Origin of the sequence: Aurantimonas aggregata (genome assembly GCF_010500835.1) — a bacterium.
GTDB lineage: Bacteria > Pseudomonadota > Alphaproteobacteria > Rhizobiales > Rhizobiaceae > Aurantimonas > Aurantimonas aggregata.
Map to the genome: position 1 here is coordinate 75,612 of NZ_JAAAMJ010000016.1, position 21,221 is coordinate 96,832.

The window sequence follows — 21,221 nt, forward strand, 5'->3', positions numbered from 1 at the left end:
CTCAACGCTCCCCCGTCACGCGCTTGCGGATCAGATTGTTGAACACGACGGCGATCAGCAACATCGAGCCGAGGAACACCTGGTACCAGTCCTGGTCGATGCTGGTGTAGGAGAGCCCGATCATCACCATGCCGAAGATGATCGAGCCGAAGAAGGCGCCGATCGCCGAGCCGTAGCCGCCAGTCAGCAGCGCGCCGCCGATGACCGCGGCGATGATCGCCTCGAATTCGCGCTGGAAGCCGCGCCGCGCGTCCGTGGATCCGGCGTCGAGAACGGTGATGATGGCGACGAGGGCGGCGCAGCATGCGGTCAGCATGAAGAGCGCAACCTTCACCTTGCGCACGGGCACGCCGGAATTCGTCGCCGCTGTCTGGTCGCCGCCCGAGGCGAAGATCCAGTTGCCCCACGGCGTTCGCAAAAGGATCCACGTCGCCACTGCCGTGAGGGCGACGAACCAGAGGATCTCGACCGGGATGCCGGTGACACGCGGCGTGCCATTGGAGAAACTGGCGACAATGCCCTGCTCGGCGAGCCAGCGGAAAAGCCCGGGAAACGCGTCGCCCGAGAACACCGGCAGCAGCCAGTCGCCTTCGACTGCGTCCTGGATGCCCCGAAGCTGGGTGGCGCCGCCTGTCGCCCATTTCAGCCCGACGAGGCTGAGGCCGCGCAGGATGAACAGAAAGGCGAGCGTAACGATGAAGGAGGGCAGCGCGGTGCGCAGCACGATTTGCGCGTTGATGCCGCCACTCAACGCCGCGACGGCAAAGGTCAGCGGGATGGCGAGGCTGAGCGGCAGGTCGTAAAGCGTCAGCCCGACGCCGAAGATCAGACCCGCGAAAGCAACCATCGAGCCGACCGAGAGGTCGAACTCGCCGCCGATCATCAGGAGGGCTGCGCCGAGGGCGAGAATGCCGAGCTGGGCGGCCGGCGTCATGAAGTTGATCACGCCGGCAAGGCTGAACATCACCGGGTCGGCGGTGAAGAGGAAGAAGACCGTCACCAGGACGAGACCGGCGAGGGCGCCGAGCTCGGGGCGCTGCAAGATCCGCGTCAGCGCGGAAACCTTCTTCAGCCGCTCGTCGTCAAGCGTCTTGCCGGTGTCCATGGTCTTCCTCGTCTCTGGCGCATCCGTGGTCGGACGGTCTGGTTCGCAGCCGCGCGGGCGCATCCGGCCTGATGGTACGGCTGCGTGTGGAGGCCCGGCAGGGCGCCGGGAGCAGCGCGTGCGCAGCTCCCGGCTTGGGCGATCAGCGAATACCGCGGGCCGACAGGTCGATGACCATCTCGGCGGCGTCCTGCTCGACGAGATTCGGGCCGGACGGGACGTCGCCGCCCGGCATCAGCCCGTATTCGGCGTTCAGCGCGAGGAACACGACCGGCAGATAGCCCTGCAGGAATTGCTGCTGGTCGACCGCGAAGGCGGCCTGACCGTTGGCGATCGCCTCGAGGAAGTTCGCCGACAGGTCGAAGCTGGCGACACGGATCTCTTCGCCGCGGCCGGTGGCCTGGACGGCGGCGACGGAGGGTTCGCCACCGGTGGTCGCGCCGAGCGCGAGGATCGTGTCGATCTCCGGATCGGAATCGAGCGCGGCGCGGACGCGCGACTGGACGTCCTGCGGATCGTTGGAGGTGGGCACGACGGAGATCGTGCCAAAGCCTTCCGCAAAGCCCTCGCAGCGTTGATCGAGGGAGACGTTGCCGACCTCGTGGTTGACGCAGATGCCTTTTTCGCCGCCCATTTCGGCAAGGCGCTCGCCAGCGGCCTTGCCGGCGTCGCGTTCCGACTGGCCGACATGCAGCCGGGCGCCGAGGTCCTTGGAGACGTCGCCGCCGGAATTCATCGAGATGACCGGAATGCCGGCTTCGACGGCGCGGCGGATCGAGTCGCCCAACGCGTCGGCATCGGGGATGGAGACAACGAGCCCGTCCGGCTCCTGGTTGACGGCGGCGTCGATCAGAGAGGCCATGGCCACCATGTCGAAGGTTTCCGGAGCGCGGTAGGTGACGCTGGCGCCGGTATCCTTCGCGGCTTCCTGCGCGCCGTTCTGGACGGCGGCCCAGAAGGCGTCGTTGGCCTGGCCGTGGGAAACCACGATGATCGATTGGGCGAGCGCCGTGCCGCCGGACAGAGCCAGCGCCAGCGACGCGATAGCGAGAATGCGTTTCATCGTGTTCCTCCCGTTGAGATGGCAGGCACCTGCCTGCGCGGCATCCTCCCGACGCCTGATTGGAATAATTATTCCATTTTATCCGGCGGCGCAAGCGCTTCTCCGGCGCCGCGACGCCGCGCGCCGATGGAGACGGCGAGGGCGAGCGAGAGGGACAGCGTCGCCGACAGGCCGCGAAAGGCACCGAAATCGGCTTCGGTGACGGTGAGCACCTGGGCGCCGATGCCGCTCAGCGGGCTCAGCACCGTATCGGTGATCGCCACCACGGCGAGGCCGCGATCCTGGGCATATTCGGCGAGTTCCACCGTCTCGGCGCTATAGGGGGCAAAGCTGACGGCGAGCAGCGCGTCGTCCGGCATCAGCGCGTGGCGCCGATCAAGCCGCCCCAGCCCGTCATGCAGGAGCGAGGGCACGGCCATCTTGTCGAAGACGTAGTCGAGATACGCTGCAATGGCGAAGGCGCGGCGCAAGCCGACCACATGGATGGTGCGCGCGCCGGAGAGAGCATCGACAGCCCGCTCCAGCCCATCGCCGTCGAAGGTTCGCGCGAGACGCTCGAGCGAGAGCTGGCTGGTCTCGATGAATTCGGCGAGCAGCGCGGCAGGGCTCTCGGATCCCGCCTCGCCGAGATTCTTCAGCCGCGTCCCGTAATCCGGCCAGACCTGCGCATAGCCCTCCCGGAAGAGGCGCTGCATCTGCGAGAAGCCGGAGAACCCCATGATCTGGCAGAAGCGCATCATCGCCGAAGGCTGCACGCCGGCCCCCTTCGCCAGTTCGCCCACGGTGGAGAGCGCGATCCGGTCCGAATGGCCGGCGAGATATTCGGCGCATTGCGCCAGCCGCTTGGGCAAGGTGCCGGAGAGTTCCTGCAGGCGCCGGTGGAACGCTTCGATGCTCTGGGGTGCGGTTTCGTCCGGCATGCTTCGGCTCCCGTTCAGCGCGCGACTATCATCGAAGTGGGTGAGAAAGAAAATAATGGAATGAAAATTCCACAACTGATATGACCGCCGCCGAGGGGGAGGAGGGCTTATGACAATCGGCATCGGACTGATCGGCACCGGCTTCATGGGCAAGGCGCATGCGCTGGCGTGGCGCAACGCCAATGCCGTGATGGGCGGCCTGCCGCCGGTGCGGCTCGTGCATCTCTGCGACACGCCGCTCGACAAAGCGTGCGCGATGGCCGAGCAGCTCGGCTTCGAGGCCGCGGGCGACGACTGGCAGGCGCTGATCGCCGACCCCGCCGTCGATGTCGTGTCGATCACCACGCCCAACGCTTTGCATCGCCCGATGGCCGAGGCGGCGCTTTCCGCCGGCAAGCATGTCTGGTGCGAAAAGCCGCTCGGCGTGACGCTGGCCGACGCCGAGGCGATGGCCGCGGCGAGCGGCGACCGCCTCACGCTCGTCGGCTACAATTACCTGCGCAATCCGGCCTTCACCCATGCCTGCCGGCTGGTGGCGGAGGGGCGGATCGGCCGGCTGTTCCATCTTCGCGGCTGGGTCGACGAGGACTACCAGGCCGACGAGGCGCTGCCCTGGACGTGGCGATGCCGCGCTTCGGAGGCCGGTCTCGGCGCGCTCGGCGATATCGGCGTGCACCTGATCTCGCTGCTGACGGCGCTGGGTGGGCCTATCGATTCCGTCGTCGCCGAGATGGGCGCTGCCTATGCGACGCGGCCGCTGCCGGAAGGTGGTGATGGCGCGGTCGAGAACGAGGACGTCGCCAGCGCGCTGGTGCGTTTTTCCGCCGGCTTCCACGGCACGCTGACGATCTCGCGCGCCGCCTGGGGCCGCAAGGGCAGCCTTGGGTTCGAGGCGCATGGCAGCCGCGGCATGATCGTCTACGACCAGGAGCGGATGAACGAATTGCAGCTCTATACCAATGACGGCCCGAAGGCCGAGCAAGGCTTCCGGACCATCCTGACCGGCCCGGAGCATGTGCCTTACGGCGCCTTCTGCCCGGCGCCGGGGCACGGGCTCGGCTTCAACGACCTGAAAACCATCGAGGCCGCGCAGTTCCTCGCCGGCCTTGCGGGCGGGAAACGCCCCGGGCCGGACTTCGCCCAGGCGCTCGAAATCGAGCGTGTCGCCCATGCCATCGCGCGCTCGGCGCAGGCGGATGGCGCCCGCGTGATGGTCGCCGACACGCGCGGCTGAGTTTACAAACGACGATCCTTTCAGCTGCGCACCATCGCGTCGATCCACCCTATGGCCATCCAATGACAAGGTTTCCCATGTCGCTTTCCATTGCAGTCCTCGGTGCCGGCCGGATCGGCAAGGTCCACGCGGCGGCCATCGCCGCAACGCCCGGCGCGCGCCTGGCCGCTGTCGCCGATGCCATGGCCCCGGCCGCGGAGGCGCTCGCCGCCGCCTATGGCTGCCCGGTGCGCACCATCGCGGAGATCGCCGCCGCTGATGACGTCGACGCGGTGGCGATCTGCACGCCGACCGACACCCATGCCGAGCTGATCGAGCTATTCGCGCGGGCGGGCAAGCCGATCTTCTGCGAAAAGCCGATCGACCTGTCGCTGGACCGGGTGCGGCAGTGCCTCGCGGTCGTCGCCGAGACCGGTACGCCGCTGATGGTCGGCTTCAACCGCCGCTTCGATCCGCATTTCGTCGCCGTGAAGCGCGCCATCGATGACGGGCGGATCGGCGCCGTCGAGCAGGTGGTGATCACCAGCCGCGACCCCGGCCTGCCTCATCTCGACTATCTGCCGCGATCCGGTGGTCTGTTCCGCGACATGACCATCCACGATTTCGACATGGCGCGGCATCTCCTCGGCGAGGAGGTGGCGAGCGTGATGGCGACGGCCTCCGTCCTCGTCGACCCGCGCGTCCGCGAGCTCGGCGATGTCGACACGGCGAGCATCATTCTGACGACGGCGAGCGGCCGGCAGGCGGTCATCACCAATTCGCGCCGCGCCACCTATGGCTACGACCAGCGCATCGAGGCGCATGGCTCGGACGGCATGGTCTCGGCCGAGAACCAGCACGAGGCGAACGTGACGATAGCATCGGCGGCGGGCTACACACGTCCGCCGCTGCAGAACTTCTTCATGGACCGCTACGCCGCCGCCTATGCGGCGGAGATCGCCAGCTTCCTGTCGGCGCTCACGAACGGCACGCCGATGCTGACGACCGGCCATGACGGCTACATGGCGCTGGCGCTGGCCGAGGCAGCGAGCCGCTCCGCCGCCGAGGGCCGCCGGGTCGACATGCCGGAGATCCTCGGCGACTGATCCTGGGGCGCTCGACGCTAGCCCCTGATGAAGGCGAGGAGGTCGGCATTGATGGTCGCCGCTTCCGTCGTCGGCATGCCGTGCGGGAAGCCCTTGTAGGTCTTCAGCGTGCCGTCGCGCAGCAGCTGTGCCGAGAGGGGCGCGGAGTCCTCGTAGGGCACGATCTGGTCGTCGTCGCCATGCATCACGAGGACCGGTACGTCGATCTTCTTCAGATCCTCGGTGAAGTCGGTCTGCGAGAAGGCGACGATGCCGTCGTAATGCGCCTTGGCGCTGCCCATCATGCCCTGCCGCCACCAGTTCAGGATCAGGCCCTCCATGGCCGGCCGGTCGGGGCGGTTGAAGCCGTAGAAGGGGCCGGCCGGGACGTCGTGGTAGAACTGCGCCCGGTTGGTGGCGACCTGAGTCTGGAAATCGTCGAAGACTTCCTTCGGCAGGCCCCCGGGATTGGCATCGGTCTTGACCATCAGCGGCGGGACGGCGGCGATGATGGCCGCCTTCGCCACCCGATCCGCACCGTGCCTGGCAATGTAGCGGACGACCTCGCCGCCGCCCGTCGAATGGCCCACATGGACCGCCTGGCGCAGGTCGAGCGCCGCGGTTACCGCCGCAAGATCGTCGGCGTAGTGGTCCATGTCGTGGCCGTCGGGCACCTGCGTCGAGCGGCCGTGGCCGCGCCGGTCATGCGCGACGACGCGGAAGCCTTCGTTCAGGAAGAACACCATCTGCGCGTCCCAGTCGTCGGACGAGAGCGGCCAGCCGTGGCTGAAGACGATGGGCTGGGCGTCTCGGGGCCCCCAGTCCTTGAAGAAGATGCTGACGCCATCGCGGGTGATCACGGTATCCATTGGCCTGACTCCAGAGTTTCGGGTTTCTGATGGGCGGCGGGTACGACGGAAGGGTTGCGCGACCCGCGCGGCATGGGGAACGGCGGAATGACTGTGGCTGTATCTGCAATGCTGACGGGGAAGCGGATCTGTCCCGAAGGGACGTTCGGCATCCTGCAGCAGGATACCGTGTCGCTTGGCCGGGGCGCAATTGCTCTTGTGCTCTTGGCGAGAATGTCATGCGGCTGCAGCAGTCGATCCGAAGGCTCGGGACATGGAACCCTCGTGGCTTTCCGCCGTGCCTCCAATTCCTCTTTACCGTTTGCGACTGACACGAGTGGAATACTCCGCTTATTATAATGAACATCAGGCAGGTGTTCGCTCAATCTTTGAGCGAGGTGGCAGATTGATCAACGCGAAGGCTTCAAGGGAGGGCAGGCAGTGCCGGCGATCGGTGAAGGACTACGGGAGCTGCGGCGGCGTCGGCAGTTGACGACCCGCGAACTGGCGGCACGGTCGGGGATTTCGCACTCGGCGGTGTCGCTGATCGAACGTGACAGGATGAGCCCCTCCGTTGATACGCTGGGTGCGATGCTCGAGGCGATGGGGTCGACGTTGACCGGTTTCTTTTCCGGAATGAGCGCGTCGACGCCCCATTCGCCGTTCTACCGGGGCGACGATCTTCCGGAGATCGGCCGTTCCGACGGCGTCTCCTACCGGCTTGTCGGGATGAACCATCCAAACCGCCAGATCGTGATGCTGTGCGAGACCTATGCGGTCGGAGCGGATACGGGGGAGGCCATCTCGCATGCTGCCCAGGAGGCCGGTGTCGTGACCGCCGGCGCCGTCGAGGTCAGCGTCGGGGCGGAGCGGCGGCGACTCGTGGCCGGCGACGCCTATTATTTCGACAGTCGAACGCCGCATCGATTCCGCAATGCCGGCGACGGGCCGGCACGGATCGTCAGCGCGATCACGCCGCCGACATGCTGAAGCAGTGGTTATTTTATTCACCGTAGAAGCTTTCCGACTGTCATCGGCAGAGATTCGTGGTTGAGTTCGAATCCGTTCAACGAAAAGGGGTCGTGCCATGATGAGAACAGGAATGCTTAGGGTCGCTGCGGCGCTCGCGGTGACGGCGGCGGTCGGTACGACCGCTGCGCAGGCGCGGGACCTGACCGTCGTCTCATGGGGCGGCAACTACCAGGACGCGCAGCGCGAGATCTACTTCAAGCCGTTCAGCGACAAGGCCGGGGCGCCGCTCCTCGACGTGACGTGGGACGGCGGCTACGGCGTCATCGCCGCCAAGATGGCCACCCCGCCGGCCGATTGGGACGTGGTCCAGGTCGAGACGGAGGAGCTGGAGCTGGGCTGCGCCGACGGCATGTACGAGCCGGTCGACTGGAGCGCGCTGGGCGGCGAAGACAAGTTCATCGATGCCGCAGTCAACGAATGCGGCGTCGGCGCGATCGTGTGGACGACGGGCCTGTCCTACGACGCCGACAAGCTGGAGACGGCCCCGACGAGCTGGAACGATTTCTGGGATACGACGAAGTTCCCCGGCAAAAGGGGCCTCCGCCGCGGACCGAAATACTCGCTGGAATTCGCGCTGATGGCCGACGGCGTTCCGGTCGAGGAGGTCTACGACGTGCTCGGAACGCCCGAAGGCGTCGACCGCGCCTTCGCCAAGCTGGATGAGATCAAGGCCGACATCGTCTGGTGGGAAGCCGGCGCGCAGCCGATCCAGCTGCTGGCCTCCGGCGAGGTGGTGATGACCACGGCCTATAACGGGCGTCTCGCGGGCATCAACAAGGCCGAGGGCAAGAACTTCCAGATCGTCTGGCCGGGCTCGATCTACGCGATCGATTCTTGGGTCGTCCTGAAGGATTCACCCAACAAGGACGCGGCGTTCGAGTTCATCCAGTTCGCCAGCCTGCCGGAGAACCAGGCCAAGCTGCCGGAATTCATCGCCTACGGCCTCACCAACAAGGCGGCCGGCGAGATGCTGGCGCCCGAAGTCTCGGCGGAACTGCCGACCGCGCCGGACAATCTCGAAGGCGCGATCGCCCTCGACGGCGACTTTTGGGTCGACAACATCGAGGCCCTCAACGAGCGCTTCAACGCCTGGCTGGCTCAGTAAGGGCAGGGCGTTCCCGCCATCTCGACAAGTCGCGGCGCCTCTCGCGCCGCGACTGATCACCACGCGAAAGGAACCATGGCCGCCTTTATCGAGCTTCGCGACGTCGCCAAGAGCTTCGGCCCGCTGAAAGTGGTCGAGGGTTTGAATCTCGACGTCGCCAAGGGTGAATTCCTCAGCCTTCTCGGCCCGTCCGGCTCCGGCAAGACGACGATCCTGATGATGCTCGCCGGTTTCGAGGACGCGACGTCCGGAGAGATCGTCCTCGACGGACAGCGTCTCAACGACCTGCCGCCGCATCGCCGCGGCATGGGCGTGGTATTCCAGAACTATGCGCTCTTCCCGCACATGAGCGTCGCCGAGAACGTCGCCTTCCCGCTGCAGATGCGGGGCGTCGCCAAAGCCGAGGTGCAGCGGCGGGTGACCGAGGCGCTGGCCCGCGTCCATCTGGAGCATCTGGCCGAGCGCCGGCCCTCGCAGCTGTCGGGCGGCCAGCAGCAGCGCGTCGCGCTGACCCGCGCGCTGGTCTTCGAGCCGAAGGTCATTTTGATGGACGAGCCGCTCGGCGCGCTCGACAAGCAACTGCGCGAGGCGATGCAGCTGGAGATCCGCGATCTGCATCGCCGGCTCGGCCTGACCATCGTCTTCGTCACCCACGACCAGTCCGAGGCGCTGACCATATCGGATCGGATCGCGATCTTCGACAAGGGCAAGATCGCCCAGATCGGGACGGCCAGCGAAGTCTACGACCGGCCGCGGAACCGATTCGTCTCGCAGTTCATCGGCGAGACAAACCTGCTCGAAGGTCGTATCGACGGCGCCGCGGACGGTCAGACCGTCCAGATCGTCGTCGAGGGCGGCCGGCGCATCGTCGCGGCGGCGCCGACCGTGCCGACCGGGGCCGATATCGTGGTGTCGGTGCGGCCTGAACGCATCTGCCTGACACCGGCGCCGGGCTTCGACAACATCCTCGACGCCGAGGTCGAGGACGTCGTCTACCAGGGCGACCATCTGCGCTTCCACCTTGCCTGCGGGTCGCTGCGGCTCGTCGCCCGCGCCGAGCGCAGTGCCGAAAGCTGGCCGGTCGGAACGCGGCTGCCGATCGCCTTCCGCGCCGAGGACTGCTCGGTCTTCAGCGCATGAGCGGGCTGTTCGCCAACGCGCGGCTGCGCGCCGGATTGCTGATCCTGCCGCTGGCGCTGTTTCTCGGCGTGTTCTTCATCTGGCCGCTGTGGACGATGGTCGCCGTCGCGGTCCACAACGACGCGATCGGCGGCGCGCTGCCGGAGACCGCCGCCGCCATCGGCGTGTGGGACGGCGAGGGCATCCCGGACGCGGCGGTGCAGGACGCGTTGGTCGCCGATCTCCGCGACACGCCGCGGTCGGTGCTCGGTGGCGCGGTGCGGATGCTGAACAGCCAGGTGTCGGGCTTTCGGACGCTGATGAGCCGCACGGCGAACGCGGCGCAGGACACCGCGGCCGGCGAGCGTCTCGACCTCGTGGCGGTCGACGAACGGTGGGCCGAGCCCCGCTACTGGCAGGCGATCGCCGTCAGCGTCGCCCCCTATACCGACCGTAACCTGCTTGCCGCGCTGGATCTCGAACGGGACGCCGACGGGGAGATCGTCGCCGCGCCGGCCGCGACCTCGGCCAACCGGCTGATCATCTGGCGGACCTTCGCCATCGCCGGCACGATCACGGCGCTCTGCGCGCTGATCGGCTTGCCCTATGCGATGCTCGCCGCGTCGTTGAGCGGCTGGAAGCGCAATCTCATGCTGCTCGCCGTCCTCCTGCCGCTGTGGACGTCGCTGCTCGTGCGCACCGCCGCGTGGTTCATCCTCCTCCAGAACGAGGGCCTGATCAACGGCGCGCTGATCGGGCTTGGGCTCATCGATGGCCCGCTGCCGCTGATCTTCAACCGGCTCGGCGTGGTCATCGCGATGACCCACGTCCTGCTGCCCTTCATGGTGTTGCCGATCTATTCGGTCGTCGCGGCGATCCCGAAGAACCTGATGCCGGCCGCCGCCTCGATGGGCGCGACGCCCTTCGCGGCGTTCCGACGCATCCTCCTGCCGCTGAGTCTGCCAGGACTGCTGGCGGGGTCGCTGCTCGTCTTCATGGTGGCCATCGGCTACTACATCACGCCGGCGCTGATCGGCGGGCCGAACGACCAGATGATCTCCTCGATCATCGCGTTCTATGCGCTGCAGACCGCCAACTGGGGCATGGCCGGCGCGCTCGGCCTGATCCTCCTCGCCATCACCACCGTCCTCTATCTCGTCTATGGCCGCCTCTCGCGCGGCACGACGCCGACGGGGCTCTGAGCCATGCTGCGCGTCTTCCAGGCACTCTTCGCGACGCTGATGATGGCGTTCCTGATCCTGCCGATCGTCGCGATCCTGCCGCTGGCCTTCACCGACAGCATCTTCCTGAACTACCCGATCGAGGCCTATTCGCTGCGCTGGTTCGGGGAACTCGGCCAGTCGGCGCAATGGAGCGCCTCGATCGTCAACAGCCTGATCATCGGATCGGGCGCGACGGCCCTGTCCGTCGTCCTCGGTACGCTGGCGGCGCTGGCCCTGCGCGGCAGCGCGATCCCGTTCCCGGACGTGGTCCGGACGGTGTTCCTGCTGCCGATGGTGGTGCCGGCGGTGGTTCTCGGCGTCGGGCTGCAGATCTCGCTCGCCCGGATCGGCCTCTCCAGCACCTATCTCGGCGTCATCGTCGCGCACACCGTCTTATGCGTGCCCTTCGTCATCGTCAGCGTCTCGACCGCGCTTCAGGGCATCGACCGGACCACCGAGCGCGCCGCCGCCAGCCTCGGGGCGCCGCCGTCGACGGTGTTCCGGCGCGTCACGCTGCCGCTGGCGATGCCGGGCGTGGTGACGGGCGCGGTGTTCGCCTTCGCCACCTCGCTCGACGAGGTGGTGCTGACGCTCTTCGTCGCCGGGCCGAACCAGCGGACGCTCGCCCGGCAGATGTTCTCCTCGATCCGCGAGAACATCTCGCCCGCCGTCGCCGCCGCGGCGCTGCTGTTGATCATCGGCACGCTGCTGCTCGCCGGGCTCGCCGCGTTCCTGCGCCGCCGTCCCGCCGACGCGGCGGCCTGATCAGACAACCTTGGGACATGGTTCAGAACCGAGACTGCTCCCTGCGTCGCAGGCTTCTGCGGTCGGTTTAATGCTTTGTTAGAAGCTCGCCGGCATGGGTGTGCTCGCTGAGCAGTGACAAATGAGAACAAGTTCCGTGGCGATGAGAGTTCCTCGATCGAATTTCCCGGATGCGTTCGTTCGCACCACTGCATTGGACGGCCTCTATCGCCGCTGGCTTGCGGCCCGAGCCGGGGCACGGCTGCCGCCTTACGAGGATGTCGCGCTGGGCAGCCTCGGTCAGGTGGCCGAACAACTCGCGCTGATCGTGCAGGACGAGAGCGGCGGGTTCCGGATCGTGCGGTTCGGCGAGACGTTCCGGAAATGGCTCGGTCAGGATGGCGCCGATATTCCGGTCGAAGATCTCCGGCCGGAGTGCAGGCTCGCGCTGGGAGAGGTCATCGCGGCGGCACTGCGGTTTGGCGAGCCCAGTCGGGCGCTGGCGCATGTCGTCAGCGACGGCATCGTCGAGACGTACAACGTGGTGGCGTTTCCGTTGAAGAGCCGTTGGGGCCCCCCGGTGATCCTCGCCTGCATGGAGGATCGCAACGAGCGCTACAGCCTCGTCGACACGATGTTCAGCGCGACGGACGAGGGCATGCTCGCGCTGACGGCCATCCGCGACGAGGAGGGTCGACCAAACGACTTCCAGATCATCTCGGTCAATGACGGCGCCTGCCGCCTGCTGCGCAGGACGCAGGACAAGCTGCAATGGAGGCGGCTGTCCGAGATCGACCTGAATCTGGAGGAGCATGGCGTGCTCGCCCAACTCAGGCATTCGCTCGAGACCGGCGAGCGCCGGCAGTTCGAGATTTCCTTTCCGGGCGCGGAGGGGATCCGGCACGTCAAGATCGGCATCTCGCCGGTTCGCGATCTCCTGTCTGTCACGCTCACCGACATCGCCGGCGTGAAGGCGCGCGAAGCCTCGTTCCGGCTGCTGTTCGACAGCAATCCCGTGCCGATGTGGCTGTATGATCCTTCCACGCTGCGTTTCCTCCAGGTCAACGATGCCGCCGTCCGACATTACGGCTACAGCCGCGAGGCGTTTCTTGGCATGTCGGTGCTCGACATCCGGCCGGAGGAGACCCGCGAGACGGCACGGGCCGTGCTGCAGAACGTCCAGGAAGGCTACGAGGCCGAGGAGGCCTGGCGGCACCTCAAGGCGGACGGGTCGGAGATCGTCGTCTATCCCTATCTGCGGGTGCTCAGCGTCGACGAGCGACCGGCTGTGCTGGTAGCCGTCATGGATGTCACCGAACGGCGCAAGGCCGAGGCGCGCATCGCGCACATGGCCCACCATGACGCGCTCACCAACCTACCCAACCGCGTGCTGTTCCGCGAGCGGCTCGACAAGGCGCTGGGTGGCATCCGCGAGCGGGACGAGAAGCTGGCGATCTTCTGCCTCGACCTCGATCACTTCAAAAGCGTCAACGACACGCTCGGCCATCCGATCGGCGACAAGCTGCTCCAGGCCGTCGCCGAACGCTTTCGCGACTGCCTGGGGGAGCGGGACATCGTCGCCCGTCTCGGCGGCGACGAATTCGCGGTGATCCAGCCGGCGGTCAAGACGCCGGCGGAGGCCAGCATCCTGGCACGCCGTCTGATCGAGGCGATCAGCGCCCCCTACGAGATCGAGGGACACCAGATCGTCATCGGTACCAGCATCGGGATCGCTTTGGCACCCGGCGATGGCAACCAGCCGGACGTCCTGTTGAAGAACGCCGATGTGGCGCTCTACCGGGCCAAGGCCGACGGTCGCAACACCTTCCACTTCTTCGAGCAGGGGATGGACTCGCGGCTCAGGGCGCGGCGGGCGCTCGACCTCGACCTGCGCAACGCCATGGCGGCCGGAGAGTTCGAGCTATACTACCAGCCGGTGATCACCGCCCGATCGAGCACCGTCAGCGGGTTCGAGGCGCTGATGCGCTGGCATCATCCCGAGCGCGGCATGGTCTCGCCGGCGGAGTTCATTCCGATGGCCGAGGAAATCGGCCTGATCGTGCCGCTCGGCGAATGGGCGCTGCTACAGGCGTGCACGGAGGCCGCGAACTGGCCGGAAGATCTCAGCATCGCGGTGAACCTGTCGCCCGTTCAGTTCAAGAGCCGCAATCTCGTCCCGGCCGTGGTCAATGCGCTGGAGTCATCCGGGCTCGCCGCCAGCCGGCTCGAGCTGGAGATCACGGAATCGGTGCTGCTGCAGGAGAGCGAGATCAACCTCGCCACGCTGCATCAGCTGCGAGAACTCGGCGTGCGCATCTCGATGGACGATTTCGGCACGGGCTACTCGTCTCTCGGCTATCTGAGACAGTTCCCCTTCGACAAGATCAAGATCGACCAGTCGTTCATCAAGGAGCTTGCCGATAATCCCCAGGACGCGGCCATCGTGCGCGCCGTGACGGGACTTGGCATCAGCCTGGGCATGACGATCACGGCCGAGGGGGTCGAGACCGAGGTCCAGTTCGAACGGCTTCGCCTCGAGGGATGCACGGAAGTTCAGGGCTATCTCTTCAGTCCGCCCCGCACGGCGAGCGCCCTGGGGCCGTTCCTGACGGGACGCGAACTGACGGAAATTCTCGGCGCCAGGCCAACGATACTGGCTCTGGTGCCAAGCGATGGCAGCGCGCCGGAACAGAAGTCGTCCAAGCTCGCCTGCGCCGACAAGCTGGTGTCGTAGCGCCTCAAGACGTGACTTGGATGGTTCCGGCGTGCGTCAGTAAAGCGTCAGCCGGTAGCGCTCCTCAAGGTTCCGATCGATCTCCGCCGCCGTTTCCTCGAGCGCGATCTGGTCCTTCATCATCGCGCCGAACGATGGGAAGCTGCCGCGCTCGATGAAGGTCGACGGGTCCCAGAGGCCCGACCGGATGAAGGCCTTGGCGCAGTGGAAATAGACCTCCTCGGCATGCACCACCATCACGCTGATCGGCAGCTTGCCCCGGTGTTCGAACCGCGCCATCAGGTCGGCGTCGGTGCTGATCTCGGCCCGGCCGTTGATCCGCAGGGTCTCGTTCATGCCGGGAACGAGGAAGATCAGTCCGACCTGGGGATTGCTGAGAATGTTCTCGAACGTGTCGAGCCGGTTGTTGCCTGGCCGGTCGGGGATCGCGACGGTGCGGTCGTCGAGGGCGTGGACGAAGCCGGGCGCATCGCCCTTCGGACTGACGTCGGCGCGGCCGCTTTCGGCACAGGAGCCGATCATGACGAAGGGGCAGCGTTCCAGAAAAGCCCGGGCGTGCTTGTCGAGCCCCACCATCTCCTTCAGCACCGCCCGCTCCATCGGCGCCTTGTAGACCGTCCGCAGTTCCTCAACCGTCTTGATCGTGCTCATCTCGTCTCCCTGTCCGGCACTGCCGGTTCGCGTCCTGTCCTAGCTTCCGCCGCTATCCGCCCGGATACTTCGTGCCGAGCAAGCCGTCGGCGGGGCCGTGTTCTGCAGCCGGGCCCGGCATGCGGCGAAGGGCGGTGCCGAGCACTCACGCAATCGTTTCGGTCCCGCACCATTCGGCGATGAACAGGGCCATGGCGCCGGTGATGCGTTGGACCGACGACAGGCTGACGCATTCGTCGAAGCCGTGGATGTTGCGGGAAACCGGACCGTAGCACAATGCCGGCACGCGGTCGTACAGCGCATAGACGCGGGTATCCAGATAGCCCGGCGTCGTGAAGCTCTTCAACGGCGCGCCGACGGCCGCCTCGTGTGCCTCTGCCAGGACCGCCTCGGCCGCCGAGCCCGGATCGAGGACGTAGCCCTCGGCGCGGAAGCCGTTGAAGGTCACAGTCGGCGGATTGTTGGAGAGGTAGGGATCGTGCCGGGCGAAGGCGGCGACATGGTCGCGGATCTCCGCGGCGGCGACGGATGCGTCGGTCCCCGGATAGATGGCGATGCGGCAGTCGATCCGGCACCAGCAGGGCACCGAGGAGGCCCAGTCGCCGCCCTCGATCTTGCCGATGTTCAGATTGATCGGGTGCGGAGTCTCGTCGAAAAAGGCATGCTCGTCCTTGCGGGCGTTCCACGCTTCCTCGAGCTGCCGCAGCGACTGGATGATGCGGTAGGTCGCGTCGATCGCGTTGGTGCCGGTGGCCATCTCGCGGACATGCGCCGGCAGGCCTGCGACTTCCACCTGGAACCACACGACGCCGGTATTGGCGCGCACCAGCATCTCGTCTTCCGGCTCGGGAATGAGCACGGCGTCGGCCTTGTAGCCGCGCAGATGCGTCATCAGGGCGCCGTTGCCGGTGGATTCCTCCTCGACGACCGACTGGATGTAGACCGTCCCGGCCGGCTGCAGTCCCAGCCGGCGCAACGCGTCCAGCGCATGCAGGTTGGCGGCCGCGCCGGCCTTCATGTCCGCCGCCCCGCGCCCGAACAGCCAGTCGCCGGCGATCCGCGGCTCGAACGCACCCGTTTCCCACATGGCGGCGGGGCCGGGCGGCACCACGTCGAGATGCGACTGCAGGATCAGGGAGCGGCCGGTCTCTTCGCGCGGATGGTGGATGCCGACGACGATCGGCGCGTCGGAATGTTCGTCCGACCACGGGGCGCCGCCGGGATGGGCGGCGATTGCTGCCTTGTCCAGGCGATCCGATCGACGCGGTAGCCGCGCGATCGGATCGCCTGGAAGAGGAAGTCCTGGATCGCGTGCTCGTCGCCCCGCGTCGAGGGAAACGACACCAGCTTCTGGGTGAAGGCCACCTGCGCCCCGAAGCCGGTGGCAACGGATGCCAGGATGTCCTGCCGAAGCTTTGGATCGAGGGGCATGGCCAGCTTTCCCGCACGCCGCCGCCGGGATGTCCGACGGTGTCCACTCTGGATAGGCGGGGTCACTTCGCCTCGTCAATACGGGATGCGAACGAATTCGCCCAGAAACTGACCAGTCCGCCTTCGTGTCCAGAAGCTGTGCAAAAACTGAGCGACGCCGTATTGCCAGACCGGATTTGTATGGCTAGCTTGCCCTTGCATAAAAGGTTCGTGAATGCTGGCAGCTCTCCTGAACGTCGAGAACGTCACCGTGAAATTCGGCGGGATCGTCGCGTTGCAGGAGGTGGATCTTTCGGTCCGCACCGGACAGACGACCGCGATCCTCGGCCCGAACGGGGCGGGCAAGACCACGCTTTTCAACGTCATCGCAGGATCGATCCGGCCGACGTCCGGCAACGTGATCTTCGAAGGCGACGACGTCACCGGCAAGTCTCCGAGCAGCCGGTGTCATTTCGGCATCGCCAGGACCTTCCAGATCACCCAGCCCTTCGGCGGGCTGACCGTCCTCGAGAACGTCATGGTGCCTCTCGTCGCGAAATCGACGCCGATGCATGCGGCGCGCGAAGAAGCGGCGAGCTACGTCGATTTCGTAGGCCTGTCGGCCAAGATGGATGATCCGGCGCGGATGCTGAGCACCGGCCAGCGCAAGCGCCTGGAACTGGCGCGGGCGCTGGCAACCAGGCCGCGCCTCCTGCTTCTCGACGAGGTCACCGGCGGCGTCGACCGGCCAAGCATCCCCCAGATCCTCGACCTGATCCGGCGGATGCGCAAGGAGCGCGGCATCACCATCGTCGTGGTCGAGCACAACATGGAGGTCCTCCTGGGCTTGGCCGACGATGCGATCTTCCTCAACAGGGGCGAGGTGATCGTCGCCGGCTCGATGGCCGAAGTGGCCGAGCACGAGGGCGTCCGCCGCATCTATCTGGGCGACGGCGATGCTTGAGCTGCAGAACATCGACGTCCATTACGGCGCCACGCAGGTTCTCTGGGACGTGTCGATCACCGTCGGCGCCGGCGAGATGGTCGCGGTGATGGGGCCGAACGGCTCCGGCAAGAGCACCATCCTGAAGGCGGCCATGGGCCTGAAGAAGGCCTCGGCCGGCAAGGTCCTGCTCGACGGCGAGGATCTGCGGGGCAAGGCGGCGACGGTGCGCCCGCATCGGCGGATGAGCATCGTGCTCGAGCGCCGGCGGCTGTTTCCCCGGATGAGCGTGCGCGAGAACATCATGCTCGGCGCCTATACCCGCACCGGCGCGGAGGCGCGAAGTTCCTTCGACTGGGTGCTGGAGCTGCTCCCCGAGATCAAGGACCATCTGAACGCCACCGCCGGCAAGCTGAGCGGCGGCCAGCAGCAGATGGTGGCAATCGCCCGCGGCCTCATGGCCGACCCGAAGATCCTGCTGATGGACGAGCCCTTTCTCGGCCTGTCGCCGGCCATGGTGAAGAACGTCTACGCGATCATGAAGATGGTCAACGAGCGCGGCGTCGCGATCCTGTTCAACGAGCAGAACGCCAAGACGTCCTTCGCCATGAGCCATCGCGGCTACCTGCTCGAGGGTGGTCGCGTCGCGCTCAGCGGCTCGGGCGAGCAGATGCTGGAGCATCCCGAGGTCAAGCGGGTCTATCTCGGCCTGCGCGAGGAAGCGTCATGAGCAGCGCGCAGTTCCTGGAACTCCTGATCAACGGGCTGATCACCGGCTCGATCTACGCACTTGTCGGCTCCGGCATCGCGCTCGTCTACGGCACCACCCGCGTCCTCAACTTCGCGCATGGCGAACTCCTGATGCTGTCGGGCTACCTGATCCTGCTCTTCGCGGTGACGCTCGGCTGGCCGCTTCTCGCCGCCTCGGCGATCACCCTTGCCATCATCGTCATCCTCGGCGCGGGCATCCAGCGCCTCACCATCGCGCCGCTGCTGCGCCGCGAGGACTGGCCGTTCCAGGTCATCGCCGCGACGATCGGCCTGTCGATCTTCCTGCAGAGCGGCGCCCAGCTGATCTGGGGCGAGCAGTTCCAGGCGGTGCCGTATTTCTTCCACGGCATCGTCGTGATCGGCGACCTGCGCATGCCGTGGCAGCGCATCGCCATCTTCCTCATCGCCCTGGCGGTGATGGGGGCCTGCGCCATCGTGCTCTACCGCACCAAGCTCGGCCGGATCATCCGGGCGACGGCACAGGATGCCGAGGCCGCGCAGGCCGTCGGCATTCCGGCAGGCCTCGTCTATACGGCCGTGTTCTCGATTTCGGCGGCGCTTGCCGGCGTCGCGGCGATCCTCCTTTCGCCGCTGATCTCGGTGAACCCGTGGATGGGGGTCTCCTATCTTCTTAAGGGGTTCGCCGTCGTCATTCTCGGCGGTCTCGGCTCCTTCGGCGGGGCGGTCGCGGCAGGCTTCCTGCTCGGCCTGATCGAATCCTTCTCCGTCGCCTTCGCGCCGAGCGAGTGGCGGGACGTGGTCGCCTTCACGTTCCTCATCGCCGTCATCTGGGTGCGTCCGAACGGCCTGTTCAGCGGCCGCGAGGCCTGAGGAAGAGACCATGCTCGAAGTCTTCGGCAAGCGCCCCTTTCTTCTGCTCCTGCTCTACGCCGTGCTGCTCGTCGTCGTCCCCTTTTTGCCCGTCGACGACTACATCCTGCACATCCTGACGCTGTTCCTGATCTTCGCGGTGTTCGCCACGGGCTGGAACCTGACGCTCGGCATCCTCGGCCTGAAGACCCTAGGCCATCACGCCTTCTTCGCCATGGGCGCCTACATCTCGGCGCTCGTCGCCTATTATGGCGGCGTCAGCCCGTGGATCACGATCTGGATCGGCGCCCTGGCCGCGGCGATTTCCGGCATCTTCATCGGCCTGCCGATCCTGCGCATCCGGTCCATGCCGCATGTCGCGATCGTCACGCTTGCCTTCGCCGAGATCGTCCGGCTGGTCTTCTCCAACCTCAAGGACATCACCCGCGGCGAACTCGGCTTCTGGGGCATTCCGCCGTTCGACCCGATCCAATTGGGCGATCTGACCCTACGTTTCGGCATCGGCAACGCCATCGGCTCCTACGCGCTGACGGTGGTGTTCTTCCTGGCGGTGAACCTTGCCCTGCTGATCTTCCTGACCTCGCGGCCCGGCCTGACTTTCCTTGCCATCAAGGATTCCGAAGCCGCAGCCGAGAGCCTCGGCATCCATCTGGCGACATGGAAGCTGCTCGCCTTCGCCGTCAGCGCCGCGGTCGTCGGACTGAGCGGCGCGATCTACGCCCACTACGTCCTGATCCTGACGCCGACATCGGTGGCCGGGCCGGAGATGCTGATCACGCTCCTGGCGATGATCATCGTCGGCGGCGTCGGACGGTTCTTCGGCCCGATCTACGGGGCGCTCCTGCTGACGGTCATGTCGGAAGTGCTGCGCGAGGTCGGGGACTACCGCATGCTGCTCTATGGCGCGATGATCGTGGCCTTCGTCTTCCTCGCGCCACAGGGCATTGCCGGTTTGAAACTACGCGGGCGGCGTGGCCGCCCGGCGCCTGCCGCCGACCCCGCCCGTGCAACCTGAGCCGATCCTGTCGGGCGGGCGGTCCCAAGATCGATAACCCAACGGAGATGAAGCTGATGACGCGTTCGAAAATTTCCCGCCTGCTTTCGGCGGGCTTCCTGACCGCAACAATGATGGCCGCGGCCGCGCCCGCGGCCCTTGCCGAAGACGTCACCATCGGCGCGATCGGGCCGCTAACCGGACCGGCCGCCAATACCGGCAAGGCCCACCAGGAAGGCATGGAACTCGCGGTCAAGGAATGGAACGAGGGCAAGGGCGACTACGTCAGCCAGAACCCGGCGCAGATCAAGCTGGTGCTCGAGGACTCGAACTCCAAGCCGGAGGTCGGCATCAGCGCGGCACAGCGCCTGATCACCCGCGACGGGGTCAAGATGATCATCGGCGACACGCTGCATAGCCATGTGACGCTGGCGCTGATGGAGATGGCGCCGCAGTACAACATCCCGATCCTCAGCGCCGAGCCGGTCGCCTCGGCGATCGCCGACAAGGTGATGTCCGATCCCGACCGCTTCAAGCTGTTCTGGAAGGGCGGCTACAACAGCGACGGCTACGGCATCGCCGTGCACGATTTCTACGCCTGGGCCTTCGAGGGCGATATCGTCCCGCCGGGCGACAAGAAGATCGCCTTCGTCGTCGAGGACACCGACTACGGTATCGCCAACGCCGAGAAGATCGGCGAGTTGTTCGAGAAGGACGGCTGGACGGTGGTCGCGACGGAGACCGTGCCGACCGTGACAACCGACTTCTACCCGCAGCTCTCCAAGGTCCGCGACGCCGACCCGGACGTGCTGGTGTCGGTGTTCACCGTGGTCAATTCCGGCGTCGCCTTCGTGCGCCAGTTGCAGGAGCAGGCGCTCGAGACCTCGCATCTGGCGATCTATTACCCGACCAAGCCGGAATTCATGGACCAGGCCGCCGACATCGCCGAAGGCATGTACTGGGCGGCGCTGCAGTACGCGCCCGACCTCGACCCGGAGCAGAAGGCGTTCTCCGACCGCATCGAGGCCGAGTACGGCGAGCCGGCGAACTACAGCCACGCCCATGCCTACTGCACGGCGGTCGTCGCGCTGCGGGCCATCGACACTGCGGGCACCGAGCCCGAGGCGCTGGCCGAGGCGATCGGTGCGACCGACTACGAGTGCCTGCTCGGCCGCATCCAGTTCGGCGAGGACCATGCGATCAAGGCGGGCGCCGACTTCGTCCCGATCCCCGTCGCGCAGATCCAGGATGGCAAGAACCAGGTGATCTGGCCCGAGAACGTCAGCTCGGCCAAGCCCCAGTAATACCAACGTGCGCGATAGCTGACTCTGTAGGGGTTCCCAAGGCGGGCGAAGTCTGAATCGATGGAGGCAAACGGAGGTTTGCCATGGCTTCAGCGATCCCGCTTCGTTCCGATTTCAACGGACCCG

18 protein-coding genes and 1 pseudogene are annotated in these 21,221 nt (G+C 66.5%); 13 read left to right on the top strand and 6 right to left on the bottom strand.

Annotated features, from left to right (window positions below):
* Position 1: 1 nt before the first annotated feature.
* The 3 genes from GTW51_RS17490 to GTW51_RS17500 form a co-directional block, all read right to left on the bottom strand.
* Complete coding sequence (locus tag GTW51_RS17490) at positions 2 to 1,105, bottom strand: ABC transporter permease (protein ID WP_163045340.1); 1,104 nt, start codon at positions 1,103 to 1,105, stop codon at positions 2 to 4.
* A gap of 142 nt (positions 1,106 to 1,247) precedes the next feature.
* Positions 1,248 to 2,168, bottom strand: a complete 921-nt coding sequence (locus GTW51_RS17495; RefSeq protein WP_163045342.1) for a sugar ABC transporter substrate-binding protein — start codon at positions 2,166 to 2,168, stop codon at positions 1,248 to 1,250.
* Positions 2,169 to 2,236: 68 nt separating this feature from the next.
* Positions 2,237 to 3,088, bottom strand: coding sequence for a MurR/RpiR family transcriptional regulator (locus GTW51_RS17500; protein ID WP_163045343.1), 852 nt, complete (start codon positions 3,086 to 3,088; stop codon positions 2,237 to 2,239).
* A 109-nt stretch (positions 3,089 to 3,197) separates the two neighbouring features.
* Between GTW51_RS17500 and GTW51_RS17505 the strand changes: the two genes are divergently transcribed.
* Both GTW51_RS17505 and iolG read left to right on the top strand, forming a co-directional pair.
* Entirely contained in the window at positions 3,198 to 4,322 is a 1,125-nt protein-coding gene (locus tag GTW51_RS17505; RefSeq protein ID WP_163045344.1) for a Gfo/Idh/MocA family protein, read from the top strand.
* A 77-nt stretch (positions 4,323 to 4,399) separates the two neighbouring features.
* Entirely contained in the window at positions 4,400 to 5,407 is a 1,008-nt protein-coding gene (gene iolG / locus GTW51_RS17510) for an inositol 2-dehydrogenase (protein WP_163045346.1), read from the top strand.
* Positions 5,408 to 5,424: 17 nt separating this feature from the next.
* Here iolG and GTW51_RS17515 read toward each other — a convergent pair whose 3' ends face one another.
* Positions 5,425 to 6,255 (bottom strand): alpha/beta fold hydrolase, encoded by an 831-nt coding sequence (locus GTW51_RS17515; RefSeq protein WP_163045348.1) that lies wholly within the window; start codon positions 6,253 to 6,255, stop codon positions 5,425 to 5,427.
* A gap of 420 nt (positions 6,256 to 6,675) precedes the next feature.
* Between GTW51_RS17515 and GTW51_RS24545 the strand changes: the two genes are divergently transcribed.
* The 6 genes from GTW51_RS24545 (at position 6,676) to GTW51_RS17545 (ending at position 14,191) form a co-directional block, all read left to right on the top strand.
* Positions 6,676 to 7,224 (top strand): cupin domain-containing protein, encoded by a 549-nt coding sequence (locus tag GTW51_RS24545; RefSeq protein ID WP_163045350.1) that lies wholly within the window; start codon positions 6,676 to 6,678, stop codon positions 7,222 to 7,224.
* A gap of 112 nt (positions 7,225 to 7,336) precedes the next feature.
* Entirely contained in the window at positions 7,337 to 8,371 is a 1,035-nt protein-coding gene (locus tag GTW51_RS17525) for an ABC transporter substrate-binding protein (protein WP_246233242.1), read from the top strand.
* Positions 8,372 to 8,446: 75 nt separating this feature from the next.
* Entirely contained in the window at positions 8,447 to 9,511 is a 1,065-nt protein-coding gene (locus GTW51_RS17530) for an ABC transporter ATP-binding protein (protein WP_163045352.1), read from the top strand.
* Positions 9,508 to 10,692, top strand: coding sequence for an ABC transporter permease (locus GTW51_RS17535; RefSeq protein ID WP_163045354.1), 1,185 nt, complete (start codon positions 9,508 to 9,510; stop codon positions 10,690 to 10,692). The genes GTW51_RS17530 and GTW51_RS17535 overlap by 4 nt, the downstream gene beginning before the upstream one ends.
* Before the next feature lie 3 nt (positions 10,693 to 10,695).
* Positions 10,696 to 11,478: an ABC transporter permease gene (locus GTW51_RS17540; RefSeq protein WP_163045355.1), complete on the top strand. Its 783-nt coding sequence runs from the start codon at positions 10,696 to 10,698 to the stop codon at positions 11,476 to 11,478.
* A 193-nt stretch (positions 11,479 to 11,671) separates the two neighbouring features.
* Entirely contained in the window at positions 11,672 to 14,191 is a 2,520-nt protein-coding gene (locus GTW51_RS17545; protein WP_246233243.1) for a putative bifunctional diguanylate cyclase/phosphodiesterase, read from the top strand.
* 36 nt (positions 14,192 to 14,227) lie between these two features.
* On the opposite strand, the gene GTW51_RS17550 is transcribed toward GTW51_RS17545, so the two are convergent.
* Together GTW51_RS17550 and GTW51_RS17555 are read right to left on the bottom strand one after the other, a co-directional pair.
* Positions 14,228 to 14,842, bottom strand: coding sequence for a pyridoxamine 5'-phosphate oxidase family protein (locus GTW51_RS17550; RefSeq protein WP_163045357.1), 615 nt, complete (start codon positions 14,840 to 14,842; stop codon positions 14,228 to 14,230).
* 145 nt (positions 14,843 to 14,987) lie between these two features.
* Positions 14,988 to 16,273, bottom strand: a pseudogene (locus GTW51_RS17555) (ArgE/DapE family deacylase).
* 214 nt (positions 16,274 to 16,487) lie between these two features.
* Here GTW51_RS17555 and GTW51_RS17560 point away from each other — a divergent pair.
* From GTW51_RS17560 to GTW51_RS17580, 5 genes are read left to right on the top strand one after another with little or no spacing between them, the layout of a single operon-like run.
* Entirely contained in the window at positions 16,488 to 17,216 is a 729-nt protein-coding gene (locus GTW51_RS17560; RefSeq protein WP_203566151.1) for an ABC transporter ATP-binding protein, read from the top strand.
* On the top strand, positions 17,209 to 17,925 hold the full coding sequence (locus tag GTW51_RS17565; RefSeq protein WP_163045359.1) for an ABC transporter ATP-binding protein: 717 nt from the start codon (positions 17,209 to 17,211) through the stop codon (positions 17,923 to 17,925). The genes GTW51_RS17560 and GTW51_RS17565 overlap by 8 nt, the downstream gene beginning before the upstream one ends.
* Positions 17,922 to 18,797 (top strand): branched-chain amino acid ABC transporter permease, encoded by an 876-nt coding sequence (locus GTW51_RS17570; protein WP_163045361.1) that lies wholly within the window; start codon positions 17,922 to 17,924, stop codon positions 18,795 to 18,797. Before GTW51_RS17565 ends, GTW51_RS17570 begins: the two co-directional genes overlap by 4 nt.
* Before the next feature lie 10 nt (positions 18,798 to 18,807).
* Entirely contained in the window at positions 18,808 to 19,812 is a 1,005-nt protein-coding gene (locus GTW51_RS17575; protein ID WP_163045362.1) for a branched-chain amino acid ABC transporter permease, read from the top strand.
* Between the two features lie 56 nt (positions 19,813 to 19,868).
* On the top strand, positions 19,869 to 21,095 hold the full coding sequence (locus tag GTW51_RS17580; RefSeq protein ID WP_163045363.1) for an ABC transporter substrate-binding protein: 1,227 nt from the start codon (positions 19,869 to 19,871) through the stop codon (positions 21,093 to 21,095).
* The last annotated feature ends 126 nt before the right edge of the window (positions 21,096 to 21,221 follow it).

What these genes read in the sequence shown, in the direction of transcription:
- GTW51_RS17490 (WP_163045340.1), bottom strand. Translation starts at nt 1,105, where the DNA reads ATGGACACCGGCAAGACGCTTGACGACGAGCGGCTGAAGAAGGTTTCC.
- GTW51_RS17495 (WP_163045342.1), bottom strand. Translation starts at nt 2,168, where the DNA reads ATGAAACGCATTCTCGCTATCGCGTCGCTGGCGCTGGCTCTGTCCGGC.
- GTW51_RS17500 (WP_163045343.1), bottom strand. Translation starts at nt 3,088, where the DNA reads ATGCCGGACGAAACCGCACCCCAGAGCATCGAAGCGTTCCACCGGCGC.
- GTW51_RS17505 (WP_163045344.1), top strand. Translation starts at nt 3,198, where the DNA reads ATGACAATCGGCATCGGACTGATCGGCACCGGCTTCATGGGCAAGGCG.
- iolG (WP_163045346.1), top strand. Translation starts at nt 4,400, where the DNA reads ATGTCGCTTTCCATTGCAGTCCTCGGTGCCGGCCGGATCGGCAAGGTC.
- GTW51_RS17515 (WP_163045348.1), bottom strand. Translation starts at nt 6,255, where the DNA reads ATGGATACCGTGATCACCCGCGATGGCGTCAGCATCTTCTTCAAGGAC.
- GTW51_RS17525 (WP_246233242.1), top strand. Translation starts at nt 7,337, where the DNA reads ATGCTTAGGGTCGCTGCGGCGCTCGCGGTGACGGCGGCGGTCGGTACG.
- GTW51_RS17530 (WP_163045352.1), top strand. Translation starts at nt 8,447, where the DNA reads ATGGCCGCCTTTATCGAGCTTCGCGACGTCGCCAAGAGCTTCGGCCCG.
- GTW51_RS17535 (WP_163045354.1), top strand. Translation starts at nt 9,508, where the DNA reads ATGAGCGGGCTGTTCGCCAACGCGCGGCTGCGCGCCGGATTGCTGATC.
- GTW51_RS17540 (WP_163045355.1), top strand. Translation starts at nt 10,696, where the DNA reads ATGCTGCGCGTCTTCCAGGCACTCTTCGCGACGCTGATGATGGCGTTC.
- GTW51_RS17550 (WP_163045357.1), bottom strand. Translation starts at nt 14,842, where the DNA reads ATGAGCACGATCAAGACGGTTGAGGAACTGCGGACGGTCTACAAGGCG.
- GTW51_RS17560 (WP_203566151.1), top strand. Translation starts at nt 16,488, where the DNA reads ATGCTGGCAGCTCTCCTGAACGTCGAGAACGTCACCGTGAAATTCGGC.
- GTW51_RS17565 (WP_163045359.1), top strand. Translation starts at nt 17,209, where the DNA reads ATGCTTGAGCTGCAGAACATCGACGTCCATTACGGCGCCACGCAGGTT.
- GTW51_RS17570 (WP_163045361.1), top strand. Translation starts at nt 17,922, where the DNA reads ATGAGCAGCGCGCAGTTCCTGGAACTCCTGATCAACGGGCTGATCACC.
- GTW51_RS17575 (WP_163045362.1), top strand. Translation starts at nt 18,808, where the DNA reads ATGCTCGAAGTCTTCGGCAAGCGCCCCTTTCTTCTGCTCCTGCTCTAC.
- GTW51_RS17580 (WP_163045363.1), top strand. Translation starts at nt 19,869, where the DNA reads ATGACGCGTTCGAAAATTTCCCGCCTGCTTTCGGCGGGCTTCCTGACC.